This window comes from Halopolyspora algeriensis (genome assembly GCF_003337235.1).
Classification (GTDB): Bacteria; Actinomycetota; Actinomycetes; order Mycobacteriales; family Pseudonocardiaceae; genus Haloactinomyces; species Haloactinomyces algeriensis.
Genome location: NZ_QPJC01000006.1, coordinates 120,764 through 136,403 on the forward strand (window position 1 = coordinate 120,764; position 15,640 = coordinate 136,403).

Sequence of the window (15,640 nt, forward strand, 5' to 3'; positions counted from 1 at the left end):
GTGTTGCGTCTGCCGTACGGGCCCGTAGTCTCCGGCGTCACAGCCCGAGCAGTTCAGCAGCACCGCGCAGCCCCACCGACCCGGCCGTGCGGCCGAGACAGGGAGGAACAACGGATGTCGGAGGCAAATGCCACATTGTCGTCCATGCGGGTCTCCTACGACGAGGGCTCGCTGGACGAGGCGGTGCTCGCCGAGAGCTGGCACGAGCAGCTCCGGGGGTGGTTCGACGCGGCTGTGCAGGCCGAGGTGAACGAACCCAACGCGATGGTGCTGGCCACGGCCGATGCCGAGGGAATGCCCTCCTCGCGCACCGTGCTGTGCAAGGGGTTCGACGAGCGCGGCCTGGTGTTTTTCACCAACTACACATCCGCCAAGAGCCACGATCTCGCCTCCACCAGGGTCGCGGCGGCGACATTCCCGTGGCTGACCATGCAGCGTCAGGTCAACGTGCGTGGCACGGTCGAAAAGGTCAGGACGGACGAGACCACCCGGTACTGGTCGGGGCGCCCGCGCGGCTCGCAGCTCGGTGCGTGGGCCTCTCCCCAGTCCCGGGTCGTGCCGGATCGTGCCGCACTGGAATCCTCGCTCAGCGGCATCGAACGTCGGTTCTCCGACGCCGAACAGGTGCCGGTCCCACCGCACTGGGGCGGGTGGCGGATTCTGCCGGACTTCGTCGAGTTCTGGCAGGGCCGCCCGGACCGCCTGCACGACCGGCTCTGCTTCCGGCGGGAGAACGACACCTGGGTCGTCGAACGGTTGGCTCCCTGAGCGGACGTCAGCGCCTGCGCGAACCTCCGAACGGTCCCTAGGGTGGGGATGTGCATGATCCCATCCCCGCCACCGGCAGGCAGCTCGAGATCACCCACGGTGCCGCGCGCGCCGTCGTCACCGAGGTCGGCGCGGCGCTGCGCGCGTTCGACGTGGACGGCGTGCCCTACTCGGAGACCTACGGCGCCGATGAGCGTCCTCCGGCAGGCGCCGGTGCGGTGCTGATTCCGTGGCCCAACCGGGTCGCCGACGGCCGGTGGGTCCTGGAGGGAGAATCCCAGCAGCTGGCGCTCACCGAACCGGACAAGCACAACGCGATCCACGGGTTGCTGCGCCACGTGCCGTGGACGGTGACCGAGCACGGCGAGTCGACCGTCATCCTGCACGCGATGGTGCCCGTGCAGCCGGGATGGCCGATGCCGCTGCTGACCTCGGTCGGCTACTCGCTGGATGCGGCCGGGTTGACCGTCACCCACACCGTGGAGAATCTCGGCTCCCGAACCGTCCCGTTCGGTATGGGTGTGCACCCGTATCCGAGGGCGGGGCATGCCGCCACCGACGACTGCACGCTGCGGCTGGCGGCGTCCAGCGTGCTGCCCGTGGACCCCGAGCGGCTGTTGCCCGCCCGGCCGCCGCGCGCGCTGCAGGGGAACGAGCAGGAGTTCCGCAGTGGCCGGCGACTCGGTGGCGTGGTGCTGGACACCGCCTTCGGTGGGGCGAGTCCCCGCCCGGACGATCCGCGGCAGCTCGTGCGCCACTCGGTCACCGACCCCACGGGGCACGGTATCGAGCTGTGGGCGGATCCGGTGTTCGGCTGGGTGCAGGTGTTCACGGCCTCGGAATTCCCCGGCCGGGGGCGGGCGGTCGCGATCGAGCCCATGACCTGCCCGCCCGATGCCCTGAACTCGGGGACCGACCTGATCACACTGCCGCCCGGGGAGACATGGACCGCCCGGTGGGGCCTGCGCCCGTTTTAGGGGTCCTCGGGTTGGCTCGCGTAGGGATGCGGGTGGCGGAATCCTCCTCACACCTGGGCGAGGTGGCGTCCGATGACCATCCGCTGAATCTGGTTGGTGCCTTCGAAGATCTGCAGCACCTTGGCCTCCCGCATGTAGCGCTCGGCCGGAAAGTCGCGGGTGTAGCCGGCGCCACCGAGCACCTGCACGGCGTCGGTGGTCACCTTCATCGCCGCGTCGGTGGCCACCAGCTTGGCCACCGAGGCCTCCTGCCCGAACGACATCCCGGCATCCCGCCGCCGGGCGGCGTCGAGGTAGGTTGCGCGCGCCGAGTGCACGGCGGCGGCCATGTCGGCCAGCAGGAACTCCAGGCCCTGGAAGGTGATGATCGGCTGCCCGAACTGGTGGCGCTGCCGGGCGTAGTCGACGGCGAGGTCGAGTGCGGCCTGCGCGAGTCCGACCGCGCACGCGGCGATGCCGAGCCGCCCGGAGTTCAGCGCGGTCAGAGCGATCTTGAGTCCGCTTCCTTCGGCGCCGATGAGCCGGTCACCGGCGACCGGCGCGCCGTCGAAATGCAGCTCGGTGGTCGGTGACCCCGTCAGTCCCATCTTGTGTTCCGGAGGGCCGGCGGAAAGGCCTTCGGTGGCGCCGTCGACGAGGAAGCAGCTGATGTCGTCGTCGGACGTGCGGGCCATGAGGGTGTAGAAGTCCGCGACACCACCGTGGGTGATCCAGCACTTGGTGCCGGTGACGGTGTAGCCGTCGCCCGTCCGTTCGGCGCGCGTGCGCAGCGCTGCCGCGTCGGATCCCGCGTGTGCCTCGGACAGGGCGTACGCGCCGAGGGTGTCGCCGCCGAGCATGTCCGGCAGCAGGCGGGCCCGCTGCTCGTCCGTGCCGAAGTGGGCCAGCGGGAAGCACGACATGGTGTGCACCGACAGGCCCACCCCGACGGTCATCGACGCGCTGCTGAGCTCTTCGAGGACCTGCAGGTAGACCTCGTAGGGCTGGGCACCCCCGCCGTGCTCCTCGGCATAGGGCAGGCCGAGCAGGCCGGACTTGCCGAGCAGTCGGAACGTGTCCCGGGGGAAGTGCTCGGCGGCCTCGTGCTCGGCGGTGGTGGGTGCGATCTCGTCACGCGCGATTTCCCTGGTGAGCGCGAGCAGGTCGGTGGCCTCGGTGGTGGTGAGCAGGCGGTGAGCGGGCATGGCGTTCGTGCTCCTGTGGCCGGGTGCCGGTGGCGGGGTGGCGCCGTGCGGGCGGACAGCAGTACTCGTTTCAGTACTGTGGGACTGTTTATAGTACTGAGGTGTGTATCCCGGCAAGCCGTCGCCGAGCGCCCGTTTCCCGCGTAGCGGGCCCTTCGCCGAGATGTGGCAGGCTCGGGTCATGACCATGTCCGAACCGGTGGCCACGTCCCGGGAGGCGGTACACGCGCGCCGCGCGGACCTGCTGGACCGGCTGTGCGAGCTCTTTCTCGCCGAGGGCTTCGCCCACTTCACGCTCAACGAGCTGGCCGCGCGGCTACGGTGCTCCAAGTCGACGCTGTACAACCTGGCGGGCAGCAAGGAGCAACTTGCGGTTCGCGTGGTCAATCACTACTTCAAGTGCGCGACCGCGAGCATCGAGCACCGTGTCTCCGAGATGACCGACGTGCGCGCGCGGATGCACGCCTACTTGCAGGCGGCCTCCGAGGCACTGGCCCCCGCCTCGCGCCGGTTCATCGAGGACATGGCCGCCAATCCGGCGACGCGGGCCACCTACGAGGCCAATGCCAGGGCCGCGGCCGAACACATCCGCTCCGACGTGAAGGAGGGCGTGCGGGACGGCGTGTTCCGCGAGGTGGACGCGGCTCTGGTCGGCGAGATGGTCGGCCTGACCATCACCGCGATCCAGCGTGGCGAGATCGGCGAGCGCACCGGGCTGTCCGACTCCGAGGCGTTCGCGGCGCTGTCGCATTTCCTCGTGGACGGGCTGGCCACCCGATCCGAGCACTCCGCGCGGCGACGCACCGGTGATCCGGACACGGCGGAGGATCCGTGATCGCCGTCTGCGGTGAGGCGCTGGTCGACCTCGTCCCGGACCCGTCCACCGCGGAAGGAGAACTCGGGCCGCTGCATCCGAGGCTGGGCGGTGGCCCCTACAACGCGGCGATCGCGCTGGGCAGGCTCGGCGTTCCCGTGAACTTCCAGACCCGGCTGTCCACCGACCGGTTCGGTGACACGTTGCTCGACCGGCTCCGCGAGGCCGGGGTGGACACCGATGCGGTGCAGCGCGGTGCGGAGCCGACGGCGCTGGCCGTGGTGGGATTCGGTGCCGGCGGTTCGGCCCGCTACAGCTTCCACACGGCCGGGACCGCGGGGAGGTTCTTCACCGACCCGGGACCGTTGCCGGAGGAGATCACAGCGGTGTCCTTCGGAACCCTGTCCATGGTTCTGGAACCCGGCGCCACCGCCTACGAGAGCGTTCTGTTCCGGCAGGCCCGCAGTGGCGCGCTCGTCGTGCTCGACCCGAACATCCGGGCCGACCTGATCGACGATGCCGAGGCATACCGCGCACGCTTCGGCACCTGGCTCGGCGGTGTGGGCCTGCTCAAGCTCTCCGCCGAGGACGCCGCCTGGCTGGCGAGGCAGCCGGGGGAGGCGGATCCGGCCGAGCTGATCGGCGCACTCCGGCGCTGGCAGCAGGCCGGCCCGGCCGCTGTGGTGCTGACCCGGGGAGCCGAGGGGATGACGGTGCTCACCGGCGCGGGCGAACTTGTCGAGGTGCCGGGGGTCGACGCGCCGGTCGTGGACACGATCGGCGCGGGTGACACCGTTCAAGCAGCCCTGCTGGCCTGGCTGTACCGGCATGACGCGCTGTCGGAGGCGGCCGTGCGCGCGCTCGACCGCGGGCAGTGGGAGCTTGCGCTGCGATTCGCTGCCTCGGCTGCGGCGGTGACGGTTTCGCGGCCGGGTGCTCAACCACCGTGTGCCGACGAACTCGACTGACCGGCGCCCGCACATGAGTTGCCCGGTGGCCCGCGGGCGGGGAAGGTGGAGGGGGTGCCGCAGGTGTGTGCCCGTTCCCCGGGCGACGGGTGCGCGAACCGGCACGCTGCCCGGAAGCGTTGTCGCCGGTGGCCGTAGCGCCTCCCCACACCGGCGATCCGACCGGTGTGGAGCGGAAAATGATGTGATCGTGGTCCCACCTGCTCGATTCGGCGAAAACGGTTGCTGCGCGAGAGGCCTCCGGCGGTCTAGCGTGGCTACTGACAGGACCCCAATGGGGTGGTACTGCGGCGGTACTGCGCCGGTTCGGACAGATCCCGACCGGCGTGCGCGTTCGCCGGGCGCGCTCCATGCAGGGCAGTCCGGGCTATGGCGCATCGGCCTGCCTGCTGCGCACACCAGTGCTACCCCTGACCGAGCGCGAGAGGTTCGACAGAATGCCCGACGACGCGACCACCGAACGTAACGTCGCGCTGCGCTACGACGCCGGCGAACACGAGATGAGCGTGACGCCGTCCACCGAGGGCGCACCCGGTGTGGATCTCGACAAGCTGATGGCCAAGACCGGTTTGGTGACGCTCGATCCGGGCTTCGTCAACACGGCGGCGTGCACCTCCGGCATCACCTACATCGACGGTGACGCCGGTATCCTGCGCTACCGTGGCTATCCGATCGAGGAGCTCGCGGACAAGTCGAACTTCGTCGAGGTCAGCTACCTGTTGATCTACGGTGAGCTGCCGAACAAGCAGCAGTACGAGGAGTTCGCCCAGCGCATCCAGCGCCACACCCTGCTGCACGAGGACCTCAAGCAGTTCTTCGACGGCTTCCCCCGCGACGCGCACCCGATGCCGGTGCTGTCCTCGGCGGTCTCGGCGCTGTCCACCTTCTACCAGGACAGCCTCAACCCGTTCGACGATCAGCAGGTCGAGTTGTCCACGGTGCGGTTGCTGGCCAAGTTGCCGACCATCGCGGCCTATGCCTACAAGAAGTCGGTGGGCCAGCCGTTCCTCTACCCGGACAACTCGCTGGGACTGGTGGAGAACTTCCTGCGGATGACCTTCGGGTTCCCCGCCGAGCCCTACGAGGTCGACCCGGCCCTGACGCGGGCACTGGACCTGCTGTTCATCCTGCACGCCGACCACGAGCAGAACTGCTCGACGTCGACCGTGCGGATGGTGGGGTCCTCCGAGGCGAACCTCTTCGCCAGCATCTCGGCAGGCATCAACGCCCTGTTCGGACCGCTGCACGGTGGTGCCAACAGTGCGGTGCTGGACATGCTCGAGGGAATCCGCGCCGACGGTGGCGACGTGGACAAGTTCGTCGAGCGAGTCAAGAACAAGGAGCCGGGGGTGAAGCTGATGGGCTTCGGCCACCGGGTCTACAAGAACTACGACCCGCGCGCCAAGATCGTCAAGAAGACGGCGGACGAGGTGCTCTCCAAGCTCGGAACCAACGATCCGCTGCTGGACATCGCGCTGAAGCTGGAGGAGCGGGCGTTGTCCGACGACTACTTCGTCGAGCGCAAGCTCTACCCGAACGTCGACTTCTACACCGGCCTGATCTACAAGGCGATGGGCTTCCCCACGAAGTACTTCACCGTGCTGTTCGCGCTGGGGCGGCTGCCGGGCTGGATCGCGCACTGGCGCGAGATGCTGGTCGACCCGCAGCGCAAGATCAGCCGTCCGCGTCAGGTGTACACCGGTCAGCCCGAGCGCTCGTTCACGCCGATCGAGCAGCGCTGAATCCTTCTCGGAACCGTTGTGCCCCGGGACAGCTGGGCCGTCCCGGGGCGACGGTTTCCGGCAGGGGAGGGTGCTCACGCCGCCCGTAGTGCCTCGGAGAGCTTGACACGAGCACCGGTGCGCAGCACCGCGTTGGAGTAGATCCGGCCACCGAGCCACAGCAGTCCGACCGTGGCCAGCACCGTCAGCGCCAGTGCGGTCGCGATCTCCCAGGGTGCGGCAACGCCGAGTGCGATCCGCATCGGCATGAGCACCGGGGAGAAGCCGGGGATCAGCGACAGCGTCGCGCCGAGCGAGCTTTCCGGGTTGCTCGGCAGGATCGACACGCCGACGACGAACGGCACGATCAGGAGCATGATGGCCGGGGTCATGACACTTTGCAGCTCTTCCTGCCGGGAGACCAGGGAGGCACCCGCCGCCATGATGGTGGCGTAGAAGAAGAATCCGAGCAGGAACCACACCAGTGCCCACACCAGGGTGCCCGCCAGCGCTGTCGACGGCAGGGTCATCAATCCGGCCGCGGTGGTCACCACCATGCCGACGGCTCCGATGATGACGAACTGCAGCAGGCTCGTCAGCCCGATGCCGACCACTTTTCCCGCCAGCAACTGACTCGGCCGGATGGTCGACAGCAGGATTTCGACCACGCGGCTGGACTTCTCCTCGACCACACCCTGAGCCACCATCTGGCCGGATCCGATCAGCATGAAGTAGAGCAGGAAAGCCGCCGCCATCGCGAGCGCGAGCCGCTGACCCTGCTGGGGATCGGCGGCTTCCAGACTGGTCACCGCCACCCGGGCGGAGGCCACTCTCTCGTTGACCTCGGCCGGATCGAGCCCGGCCCGGGAGAGTTCGGCGTTGAGGGCACGCTGCTGTACCACGGCGTTCAGCGCCGACCGGAGCTCTTCGTCGGGTTGTTGCTCGACGACGAGTTTCAGTGCTCCCGGCGTGCCGGTGACCAGTGCGTCGAGTTCACCTTCGCGGACCTGTTGCCTCCCGGTGGCCGGATCGGGAGTCTCGCGGGTTTCGATGGGATCGCCCATCGACTCCGCCGTTGTTTCCACCGGCTGGAGCACCGCGGTGGCCTGCCCGGTGAACCCCACGGTCGTGGTGCCCATGCTCCGGCCGATGAAGAACATCAGCGCCGGGTAAGCCGCGATGATCAGGACCATGACCAGGGTGCCGATGAGGAAGGAACGCTTGCGTACGTGGGTGTCGAGCTCGCGGCCCGCCACCAGCCCCACGGTGCGCAGGGTGCCCGTCCTGCCCGCGCCCTGCTGATCGGAGTCCTGCCGACGGGGGTTCGCCGGGTCGCCGCCCTGCTGCGGGGTGTCCGTTCGGCCGGTGACGGTCATGCGGCGCTCTCCTCGGTGACGACGTTGCGGAACAGTTCGGTCAGCTCGGGACGTCGCCTGCTGAACTCGTGGACCGGGCCGGTGGCCAGGGCCGCGGCGAGCACGGCCTGGTCGTCGGCGCCGCGTTCCAGTTCCAGCGTGGTGCGACCGGAGTCGGTGCCGACCGTCCGCACCCCGGGCAGCCCCTCGGCCCAACCGGCGGGTGCCTGCGGCGCGTCGACGACCAGCGTGGCCGCGCCGCTGTCGCGCAGTTCGTCCACGGTGCCGCAGGCCACCATCCGTCCGCTGCGCACGATGCCGATCCGGTCGCACAGGCGCTGCACGAGTTCCAGCTGGTGGCTGGAGAACACCACCGGCACTCCGGCCTCGCACCGCTCGCGCAGCACCTGGCTCATCACGTCGACGGCGACCGGGTCCAGGCCGGAGAACGGTTCGTCGAGCACGAGTATCTCGGGTTCGTGGATCAGTGCGGCGGCCAGCTGCACGCGCTGCTGATTGCCGAGGCTGAGTTTCTGCACCTCGTCGTTGCGGCGCTCGGCCAGCCCGAGCCGCTCCGTCCAGCTTTCGGCGCTCCTCCGGGCCTCGCGTGGTGCCATCCCGTGCAGCCTGCCGAAGTAGGCGAGCTGTCCTGCGACCTTCATCTTCGGGTACAGGCCGCGTTCCTCCGGCATGTAGCCGATGCGGCGCCGGGTGTGCAGGTCCAGCGGGGCACCGTTCCAGCGCACCTCGCCGGAGTCGGCGGCCAGTACACCGAGCGCGATGCGCATCGTGGTGGTCTTGCCCGCACCGTTGCTGCCGACGAAACCGAACATCTCACCCGCGCGCACCGTGAATGCCATGTCCTCCAGGGCCACGACATTCCCGTATCTTTTGGAGATCCGGTCGATCTCAAGCACGCTCTCGGGCATGTTCTCCCCTCCAGACCGATGCCCGTCTTCGACGAACATCCGCGGGCGTTCGGACGAGCCGCCCGCGCTGCCTCCAGTACGTCTTCGGATGCCCCTGCAGAGGCGAGCACCCGCTCGCTTTTCGGCATGACTCTAGCGAGCCGAAGTCACGCGGAGATCACCATCGGAAAGTTCCACCGGCGCCCGGAGCCGATCCTGCCGCTCTGCCCGGCGAACGGCACAATTCGTGCGGTTCGCCCGGTATTCGTCAGGCGTAGACGCCGTGCATCGCACGCGCGACGAGCCCTGCCACGGTGGCATGAGCGGTCTCGCGCTCGGCCGGAGCCAGGCCGAGCCGGGTACGCCGGTCGAGGACGTCATCGGTGTCGAACGCCCCCTCGTGGCGTACGGCCCACAGCACCTCGGCCGCCGTGAGCGGGAGCGATTCAACGACCGGATCCGCCAGATCGGGATCGAGCTCGGCGAGCGCGGCGACCCGGGCGGCCTCGGTGCCGTAGCGCGAGACCAGGCGAGGAGCGGCCTCGATGCTGTCCAACCGGGCGCGTTCGGCAGCACCGACCAGCGGTACGGCGGCAGTCCGCGACGGTCCGGCGGGCAATCCTGCGCTGCCGAGAGCCGTGTCGACGGCCTCGGCGGCCATCTTCCGGTAGGTGGTCAGCTTCCCACCGACCACCGTCACCACGCCGCCCGCCGAGGTCAGCACGGCGTGCTTGCGGGACAGGTCGGCCGAACCACCGGAGCGGCGGCGCAGCGCACCGAATCCGCCCCTCGGTCCGGTCGCGTCCAGCAGCGGACGCAGCCCGGCGAAGGATCCCAGCACGTGCTCACGGCCCAGGGGCCGTCCCAGTGCTCGGCTCGCGGCACTGAGCAGGAAATCCACGTCGGATTCCGGCACTTCGGGCACCGAGGGCACGGGGCCCTCGACAGGTTCGTCGGTCAGGCCCAGATAGGCATGGCCGTCCGGCTGGGGCAACAACAGCAGGAATCGCCCGGAGTGCTCGGGCAGCGGTGCGATGACGGCGGTTCCGGCGAGCCCGGCAGCGTCCGCGTCGAGCACCAGGTGGGAGCCGCGCGACGGCCGCAGCCGGATCTCCGGTGCCAGCTCGTCGGCCCACACGCCCGTCGCGTTGACCACCGAATGCGCGCGGATGCGCAGTGACTCGCCGCTGCGCTGGTCCACGACCTCGGCGCCGTTCCGATCGAGTGTCCGCGCGCGCACGCGGGTGAGGATGCGGGCGCCGAAACCGGCTGCCGTGCGGGCGAGAGCGACGACGAGCCGCGCGTCGTCGACGAGCTGCCCGTCGAAGCTCAACAACCCCCCGCGCAGACCGTCCAGGCGCAGTCCGGGAACCAGCGCTCTGGCCTCGGCCTCTGGTACGCGATGTGGGGGCGGGAGCACCGAGGAGGGTGTCCGGGCGCTGCGGCGCAGCGCATCACCGGCGTGCAGGCCACTGGACAACGTCAGCTCGGAGCGGCGTGACACTCCGCTGTGCAGGGGAATGAGCTGGGGCAGGGTCCGTACGAGATGCGGTGCCGTCCGGGTCATCAGGACGCCGCGCTCCACGGCACTCTCCCTGGCCAGGCCGAGCTCGCCGTGCGCGAGGTAGCGCAGCCCACCGTGCACCAGCTTGCTCGACCAGCGCGAGGTGCCCCAGGCGAGATCCTCCGCCTCGACCAGTGCCACCGACAAGCCACGCGCCGCCGCATCGAGGGCCACTCCGGTACCGGTGACCCCGCCGCCCACGACCAGCATGTCCACCTGCCGGCCGTTGCCGACCTCGGACAGTTCCCGATCACGCCGGGCAGCGTTGAGCGAGGTGGCCTGCAGGGATCCGGCGGGCAGCGGCGTGGTGGTCATCGCGCCTCCTCGGCGGCAGTGTTCTCGGCAGGGCCCGCGGAGGTGTGTTCCTGCCCGCCGCGGTCCTGGGCGGTGGGAATCGACGGATGCAGGGCGGAGTCGAGGGAGTGGGCGAGTTCGGCGGACAGGTTCCGCGGGTCGACCCCGGTGGCAGCGGGAGCGGCGGAGATCACGAAGGACTGCGCGATCAGCACCAGCGTCCTGGCCTGGGTGGCGGTATCGGTGCGGCGGATCGAGCCGTCGGCATGCCCTTCGTACAGGTACTCGTGCACGAAACGCTCGGCGGCCAGTTGTGCGCTGCCGAGCCGCTCGACCAGGTAGGGCAGCAGCATCTCGGCATCGGTGTCCAGCACGCGCTGCAGCAGGGGATCGGACTGCAGCATCCGCACGCAGCGGATCGTGGCGGTGACCAGACGGGTGCGGGCGGTGCCGGTGCCCGCCGCGGCGTGTGCCTTGCGGAGTGTCTCGGCGAACTCCTCGGTCATCAACGCCGCGACCATGCTGTGTACGTCGGGGAAGCGCCGGTAGAGCGTCATCCGGCTGACCCCGGCGCGCCGGGCGATCCCGGTCAGTGTGCTCCGGCGCACACCGTGGGCCAGGACGCACTCGCGTGCCGCCTGCAGCAGGGTGGCATCGGAGATCCGGTGCACGGCCGGTTTCGCCGCCGCTTCGGAGGCGGCGGCATGATCGGGAGCTTCCGGAGCGGACGCGGGGGAAGTCGGCCGGTCGGTGTGCTGTCCACGCACCGGACGGTCCTGCTGCGGCAGCTCGCAGCGAGTGTGACGCTGGGACGTCATATGTAACACTGTACTGGTGAGCGAGTCGATCGACCATACCCTGCGGGGCAGCTGGACACCGTCGGGCGCCGGTGCGGCACCCCTTTCCGCGCATGCCGTGCGCTGGTTGCGGCAACGCACGGGCCTGGGTGAACAACTCACACCCGCCGTCCCCCCGTCCCTGATCGAGATACCCGAGGACGTGCTGCCACAGGCCGCGCACGCCGAACTCGTCGCGCTCGTCGGTGCCGAGAACGTGCTGACCGAACCGGGGCAGCGGCTCGGCCGTGCGGGCGGCCTTTCCTACAGCGATCTGATCCGCAGGCGCCGCGGCACCGGTGTCACCGTTCCGGACGCCGTGGTGCTGCCCGCCGATCCCGGGCAGGTGCAGCGAGTTCTGGAGCTGTGCGTCCGGCACGACCTCGCCGTGGTCCCGTTCGGCGGCGGAACCTCCGTGGTCGGTGGGGTCGATGCGTTGCGCGGCGACAAGGTCGCCGCCGTCACGCTCGATCTGGCCAGGCTGGACCGGCTGATCTCGGTGGACCCCGTCTCGCACGTGGCCGTCATGCAGGCGGGGATGCGCGCACCCGACGCGGAAGCGCTACTGGCCGCGCACGGGTTCACGCTCGGCCACTTCCCGCAGTCCTTCGAGCGGGCCACCATCGGCGGTTTCGCGGCCACCCGCTCGGCCGGGCAGGCTTCCTCGGGTTACGGGCGTTTCGAGAGCCTGGTCGAGGGGGTGCGGCTGGCGACACCGGCCGGGGAGTGGCAGCTCGGAACGGCTCCGGCCTCGGCGGCGGGGCCGGATCTGCGACACCTGGCCGTGGGCAGCGAGGGGGCGCTCGGGGTCATCACGGAGGTGGCGCTGCGGGTTCGCCCCGCGCCGGTGCACAGCCGGTACGAGGCGGTGATCCTGGACGGTTGGCAATCCGGGTCGGACGCCGTGCGGGCGCTGGCGCAGTCCCACGCGCTCGCCGACGTCACCCGATTGTCCGACAGAGACGAAACGGAGGTCCAGGTCGAGCTCTCCGGTGGGATGCAGGCCCGTGTGCTATGGGCGCTGTTGCGTGCCCGGCGGGTCCACGAACCGTGCATGCTGGTGCTGGGCTGGGACGCTGCGACTCGCCGCGAACTCGACGATCGGCGGGATGCGACGTGGCGGGTGCTGCGCCGCTTCCGTCCCGTCCGGCTCGGCGACAAGGTCGGCGAGTCCTGGAAGGCGAACCGCTTCTCGGGGCCGCGGCAGCGGGACACGCTGCTGGATTACGGGGTGTGCGTGGAGACCCTGGAGACGGCGACGCACTGGGCGGGGTTGAGCGAGCTGCGCTCGGCCGTGCGCGCGGCGTTGTTGCGGACCCTGGAAAGCGAGGGGAAACCACCGATCGTGATGTGTCACCTCTCGCATGCCTACGAGACCGGCGCCTCGCTGTACTTCACGGTGCTCGCGGTGCGGGACCAGCAGGATCCACTCGGGCAGTGGCAGCGTGCGAAGCAGGCGGCCACGGAGGCCATCACCGAGCGCTCGCCGGGTCGTGCGATGGGGCGTGGCACGATCACCCACCATCATGCCGTCGGGACCGACCACAAGCCCTGGCTCGCCGGTGAGGTCGGCCCGGTCGGCGTTCGGGTGCTGGCGGCGGCGAAGCAAGCGGTGGATCCCACGGGGATCCTCAACCCCGGAAAGCTCGTCGACGGGGAGTAGCCGGGCGGCTCGTCACCCCTCGAAGCCAGAGCGAATTCGGTTGTCGACTTGCTGGGTGTGAGTGCGCAGCTATGCACGCATCCATGCATGCATGAAATGCATGTTATCATGGTCACATGCACAACGTGCAGGTGAGAGACGTTCCGCCGGAGATTTACGAGGCCCTGCGTTCCGAGGCCAAAGCGGAAGGAAAGTCGCTGCAGCAGCACCTGCTCGCGGTGCTCGACGAGCACACCGCACGCACCCGCAGGCAGGCGCTTTTCCGCAGGCTCGATGACGTTCTCGGTGACGAGCCCGTGCTCACCGCCGACCCGGCCGATGCCGTTCGCGCTGGTCGGGATGAGCGGGAGGCACGCGACAACACCAGGGCGGAGGATTACGAGTGAGCGTCGCGGTCGTCGATGCCAGCGTGTGGTGCGATGCCCTCCTGCCCGGCCCGCGCCGGACTGCTGCCCGGTCCGCACTCGACAGCTATACGGCGATGGCCGCGCCGGAGCACCTGCAACTGGAGATCACGCAGGTTCTCCGGCGCCACGCCCGCCACGATCTCGGGGCCGTCCGGGCGGAGGCGATCCTGCGCACACTGCGGGAGATGCCGGTCGAGCACGTTCCCACGAGAACCCTGCTCGACCGGATCTGGGAGCTGCGCGAGGCCCTCACTGCCTACGATGCCGCCTATGTCGCGGTCGCCGAACAACGCGATGCCCCCCTGATCACGCGTGACAAGGGACTGCTCGCCCACGCCGGGACAGTGCGCTGTGCGGTTCTGGCCGTTCCACCGGAGCAAGGGGCCTCGGCTCAGTGAGTCCAGGACCGGTGAGCCACCGTCACACGGTGACGAGCATCTTGCCGGTGTTCCGACCCTGCAGCATGCCCAGGAAGGCGTCGGGAGCGTTGCGCAGCCCGGCCACCGTGGTCTCGTCGTAGCGCAGCTTTCCGTCGCGGACCAGGGGGCCGACGTCGTTGAAGAACTGGTCACGCCGGTCGGCGTGGTCGATCACGATGAAACCGCGCAGGCTCAGCCGCTTGGTGACGATCTGGAACATGTTGCGCGGCCCCGGCTGGGGCTCGCTGGCGTTGTACTGCGACACCGCCCCGCAGGCGGCGATGCGTCCGAAGTCGTTGAGCGAGCCGATCGCGGCTTCGAGGTGATCGCCGCCGACGTTGTCGAAGTAGACGCTGATGCCGTCCGGGGCGGCGGCCTTCAACTGCTCGGCCACGGGGGCGTCCTTGTAGTTGAAGGCGGTGTCGAAGCCCAGGTCCTCGGTGAGGTAGCGCACCTTCTCGGCCGATCCCGCGCTGCCGATCACCCGCGAGGCCCCGTGCAGTTTGGCCAGCTGTCCCACGATGGAACCGACGGCACCCGCTGCTCCCGAGACGAACACGGTGTCGCCCTGCTGGAACCGTGCGATGTCGAACAGCCCGACGTAGGCCGTCAGCCCCGGCATCCCGAGCACGCCGAGATAGGCGCCGAGCGGGGCGGTCTCGCCCGAAACCGCGACCGCGTGCGACTCGCCGACCGTGGCGTACTCCCGCCACCCGAGCTGGTGCAGCACGGCTTGGCCGACCTCGAAATTGTCCGAGTTGGAGGCCACGACCTCACCGACCGCGCCGCCGGACAGTGGCTTGCCGATTTCGAACGGCGGTACGTAGGACTTCGCGTTGTTCATCCGGCCACGCATGGCCGGGTCGACGCTCATGACCTTGTTGCGTACGAGAATCTGCCCCTCACCCGGTGCGGCGATCGGGGCCTGCGTGATCTCGAAGTTGTCCTGGGTGGGCCAGCCCTGCGGCCGGGAAGCCAGCCGGATCTCCAGACCCTGGTCGGGGATTTCCTGGTCTGCCACACCATCCTCCAAATGCGAAACTATTACGTATCGTAATTTTACCGCGGCTGCTCCGAATGTGCCATGAACAGCATACCGACCAGTCGGTTCCGTATATCACCTCTCGCCGCGGCGGGAGCGGGGCTTCGGAGGTAGTGGACCTCCTGCCGTTGTGATGACTATAATTCTGTCCATGAAGACACTGCCACTTGCCGAGGTCAAAGCCAAGCTCTCGTCGTTGCTTTCCGAGGTCGAGCGTGAGCACGACGAGATCACGGTGACCCGCAACGGCGTGCCCTCGGCCGTGGTGATCTCCGCCGACGAGTGGGAGTCGCTGCAGGAAACCCTGGCGGTGCTCAGTGATCAGGACGCGCTGGCCGATCTCAAAGAGGCGCGGGAAACCACGGCCGAAGGCGAGCTCTACGACACCGATGACGTACTCGCGGAGTTCGAACAGCAGCGCTCGCACGGCTCATGAGTGAGCCGTATGCCGTGAAGTGGTCGAAGCCGGCCAAACGAGCCGTCGCCAAGGAGTTGCCGGAAGCGGTCGCGGCCGCGGTGATCGAGTTGGTGACCGGTGCGCTCGCGCAACAGCCGTATCGAGTCGGCAAGCCGCTCAAGGAACCGTTCGAGGGCATGTGGTCCGCGCGGCGGGCGACCTATCGGGTGCTGTACCGGGTCGATGATCAGCAGCGGATCGTGGTGATCGAATCGGTTCAGCACCGCGGTCACGCCTACCGGCCCTGATTTCCTCGGCCGCGT

The 15,640-nt window shown here is 69.3% G+C and carries 16 protein-coding genes; 10 read left to right on the plus strand and 6 right to left on the minus strand.

Annotated features, from left to right (window positions below; genetic code table 11):
* The first annotated feature begins 114 nt into the window (after nt 1-114).
* Nucleotides 115-768 (plus strand): pyridoxamine 5'-phosphate oxidase, encoded by a 654-nt coding sequence (gene pdxH, locus DFQ14_RS11390; RefSeq protein WP_114453209.1) that lies wholly within the window; start codon nt 115-117, stop codon nt 766-768.
* 50 nt (nt 769-818) lie between these two features.
* Complete coding sequence (locus DFQ14_RS11395) at nt 819-1,745, plus strand: aldose 1-epimerase family protein (RefSeq protein WP_114453210.1); 927 nt, start codon at nt 819-821, stop codon at nt 1,743-1,745.
* A 47-nt stretch (nt 1,746-1,792) separates the two neighbouring features.
* On the opposite strand, the gene DFQ14_RS11400 is transcribed toward DFQ14_RS11395, so the two are convergent.
* Nucleotides 1,793-2,929, minus strand: a complete 1,137-nt coding sequence (locus DFQ14_RS11400; RefSeq protein ID WP_114453211.1) for an acyl-CoA dehydrogenase family protein — start codon at nt 2,927-2,929, stop codon at nt 1,793-1,795.
* Nucleotides 2,930-3,110: 181 nt separating this feature from the next.
* Here DFQ14_RS11400 and DFQ14_RS11405 point away from each other — a divergent pair, with 181 nt between their 5' ends.
* The 3 genes from DFQ14_RS11405 (at nt 3,111) to DFQ14_RS11415 (ending at nt 6,453) form a co-directional block, all read left to right on the plus strand.
* The gene (locus DFQ14_RS11405) at nt 3,111-3,764 is read left to right on the plus strand and encodes a TetR/AcrR family transcriptional regulator (protein WP_246195800.1); all 654 of its coding nucleotides are present in this window, start codon (nt 3,111-3,113) and stop codon (nt 3,762-3,764) included.
* A complete protein-coding gene (locus DFQ14_RS11410; protein WP_114453213.1) occupies nt 3,761-4,711 on the plus strand; it encodes a carbohydrate kinase family protein in 951 nt (316 codons plus the stop codon). The genes DFQ14_RS11405 and DFQ14_RS11410 overlap by 4 nt, the downstream gene beginning before the upstream one ends.
* A 437-nt stretch (nt 4,712-5,148) precedes the next feature.
* On the plus strand, nt 5,149-6,453 hold the full coding sequence (locus tag DFQ14_RS11415; protein WP_114453214.1) for a citrate synthase: 1,305 nt from the start codon (nt 5,149-5,151) through the stop codon (nt 6,451-6,453).
* Between the two features lie 74 nt (nt 6,454-6,527).
* Here the strand turns inward: DFQ14_RS11415 and DFQ14_RS11420 are convergent, their stop codons facing one another.
* The 4 genes from DFQ14_RS11420 to DFQ14_RS11435 form a co-directional block, all read right to left on the minus strand.
* Complete coding sequence (locus tag DFQ14_RS11420; protein ID WP_179951550.1) at nt 6,528-7,808, minus strand: ABC transporter permease; 1,281 nt, start codon at nt 7,806-7,808, stop codon at nt 6,528-6,530.
* Nucleotides 7,805-8,716, minus strand: a complete 912-nt coding sequence (locus DFQ14_RS11425) for an ABC transporter ATP-binding protein (protein WP_114453215.1) — start codon at nt 8,714-8,716, stop codon at nt 7,805-7,807. Before DFQ14_RS11425 ends, DFQ14_RS11420 begins: the two co-directional genes overlap by 4 nt.
* Nucleotides 8,717-8,963: 247 nt before the next feature.
* Nucleotides 8,964-10,574: a glycerol-3-phosphate dehydrogenase/oxidase gene (locus DFQ14_RS11430; protein ID WP_114453216.1), complete on the minus strand. Its 1,611-nt coding sequence runs from the start codon at nt 10,572-10,574 to the stop codon at nt 8,964-8,966.
* Nucleotides 10,571-11,371, minus strand: coding sequence for a TetR/AcrR family transcriptional regulator (locus DFQ14_RS11435; protein ID WP_114453217.1), 801 nt, complete (start codon nt 11,369-11,371; stop codon nt 10,571-10,573). Before DFQ14_RS11435 ends, DFQ14_RS11430 begins: the two co-directional genes overlap by 4 nt.
* 16 nt (nt 11,372-11,387) lie before the next feature.
* Here DFQ14_RS11435 and DFQ14_RS11440 point away from each other — a divergent pair, with 16 nt between their 5' ends.
* The 3 genes from DFQ14_RS11440 to DFQ14_RS11450 all read left to right on the plus strand — a co-directional run bounded on the left by DFQ14_RS11440 (nt 11,388) and on the right by DFQ14_RS11450 (nt 13,857).
* Nucleotides 11,388-13,052, plus strand: a complete 1,665-nt coding sequence (locus DFQ14_RS11440) for an FAD-binding oxidoreductase (RefSeq protein ID WP_114453218.1) — start codon at nt 11,388-11,390, stop codon at nt 13,050-13,052.
* 116 nt (nt 13,053-13,168) lie between these two features.
* The gene (locus DFQ14_RS11445; protein ID WP_114453219.1) at nt 13,169-13,438 is read left to right on the plus strand and encodes a FitA-like ribbon-helix-helix domain-containing protein; all 270 of its coding nucleotides are present in this window, start codon (nt 13,169-13,171) and stop codon (nt 13,436-13,438) included.
* A complete protein-coding gene (locus DFQ14_RS11450; protein WP_114453220.1) occupies nt 13,435-13,857 on the plus strand; it encodes a type II toxin-antitoxin system VapC family toxin in 423 nt (140 codons plus the stop codon). The genes DFQ14_RS11445 and DFQ14_RS11450 overlap by 4 nt, the downstream gene beginning before the upstream one ends.
* 22 nt (nt 13,858-13,879) lie before the next feature.
* On the opposite strand, the gene DFQ14_RS11455 is transcribed toward DFQ14_RS11450, so the two are convergent.
* A complete protein-coding gene (locus DFQ14_RS11455) occupies nt 13,880-14,899 on the minus strand; it encodes an NADP-dependent oxidoreductase (protein WP_246195799.1) in 1,020 nt (339 codons plus the stop codon).
* 172 nt (nt 14,900-15,071) lie between these two features.
* Between DFQ14_RS11455 and DFQ14_RS11460 the strand changes: the two genes are divergently transcribed.
* Both DFQ14_RS11460 and DFQ14_RS11465 read left to right on the plus strand, forming a co-directional pair.
* On the plus strand, nt 15,072-15,356 hold the full coding sequence (locus DFQ14_RS11460) for a type II toxin-antitoxin system Phd/YefM family antitoxin (RefSeq protein WP_158546690.1): 285 nt from the start codon (nt 15,072-15,074) through the stop codon (nt 15,354-15,356).
* Complete coding sequence (locus DFQ14_RS11465) at nt 15,353-15,625, plus strand: type II toxin-antitoxin system RelE family toxin (protein WP_114453222.1); 273 nt, start codon at nt 15,353-15,355, stop codon at nt 15,623-15,625. The genes DFQ14_RS11460 and DFQ14_RS11465 overlap by 4 nt, the downstream gene beginning before the upstream one ends.
* Nucleotides 15,626-15,640 lie beyond the last annotated feature (15 nt).

Excerpts from the sequence above, each read along its gene's own strand:
- pdxH (WP_114453209.1), top strand. The coding sequence starts at position 115 with ATGTCGGAGGCAAATGCCACATTGTCGTCCATGCGGGTCTCCTACGAC.
- DFQ14_RS11400 (WP_114453211.1), bottom strand. The coding sequence starts at position 2,929 with ATGCCCGCTCACCGCCTGCTCACCACCACCGAGGCCACCGACCTGCTC.
- DFQ14_RS11405 (WP_246195800.1), top strand. The coding sequence starts at position 3,111 with ATGACCATGTCCGAACCGGTGGCCACGTCCCGGGAGGCGGTACACGCG.
- DFQ14_RS11415 (WP_114453214.1), top strand. The coding sequence starts at position 5,149 with ATGCCCGACGACGCGACCACCGAACGTAACGTCGCGCTGCGCTACGAC.
- DFQ14_RS11420 (WP_179951550.1), bottom strand. The coding sequence starts at position 7,808 with ATGACCGTCACCGGCCGAACGGACACCCCGCAGCAGGGCGGCGACCCG.
- DFQ14_RS11425 (WP_114453215.1), bottom strand. The coding sequence starts at position 8,716 with ATGCCCGAGAGCGTGCTTGAGATCGACCGGATCTCCAAAAGATACGGG.
- DFQ14_RS11430 (WP_114453216.1), bottom strand. The coding sequence starts at position 10,574 with ATGACCACCACGCCGCTGCCCGCCGGATCCCTGCAGGCCACCTCGCTC.
- DFQ14_RS11435 (WP_114453217.1), bottom strand. The coding sequence starts at position 11,371 with ATGACGTCCCAGCGTCACACTCGCTGCGAGCTGCCGCAGCAGGACCGT.
- DFQ14_RS11445 (WP_114453219.1), top strand. The coding sequence starts at position 13,169 with ATGCACAACGTGCAGGTGAGAGACGTTCCGCCGGAGATTTACGAGGCC.
- DFQ14_RS11460 (WP_158546690.1), top strand. The coding sequence starts at position 15,072 with ATGAAGACACTGCCACTTGCCGAGGTCAAAGCCAAGCTCTCGTCGTTG.
- DFQ14_RS11465 (WP_114453222.1), top strand. The coding sequence starts at position 15,353 with ATGAGTGAGCCGTATGCCGTGAAGTGGTCGAAGCCGGCCAAACGAGCC.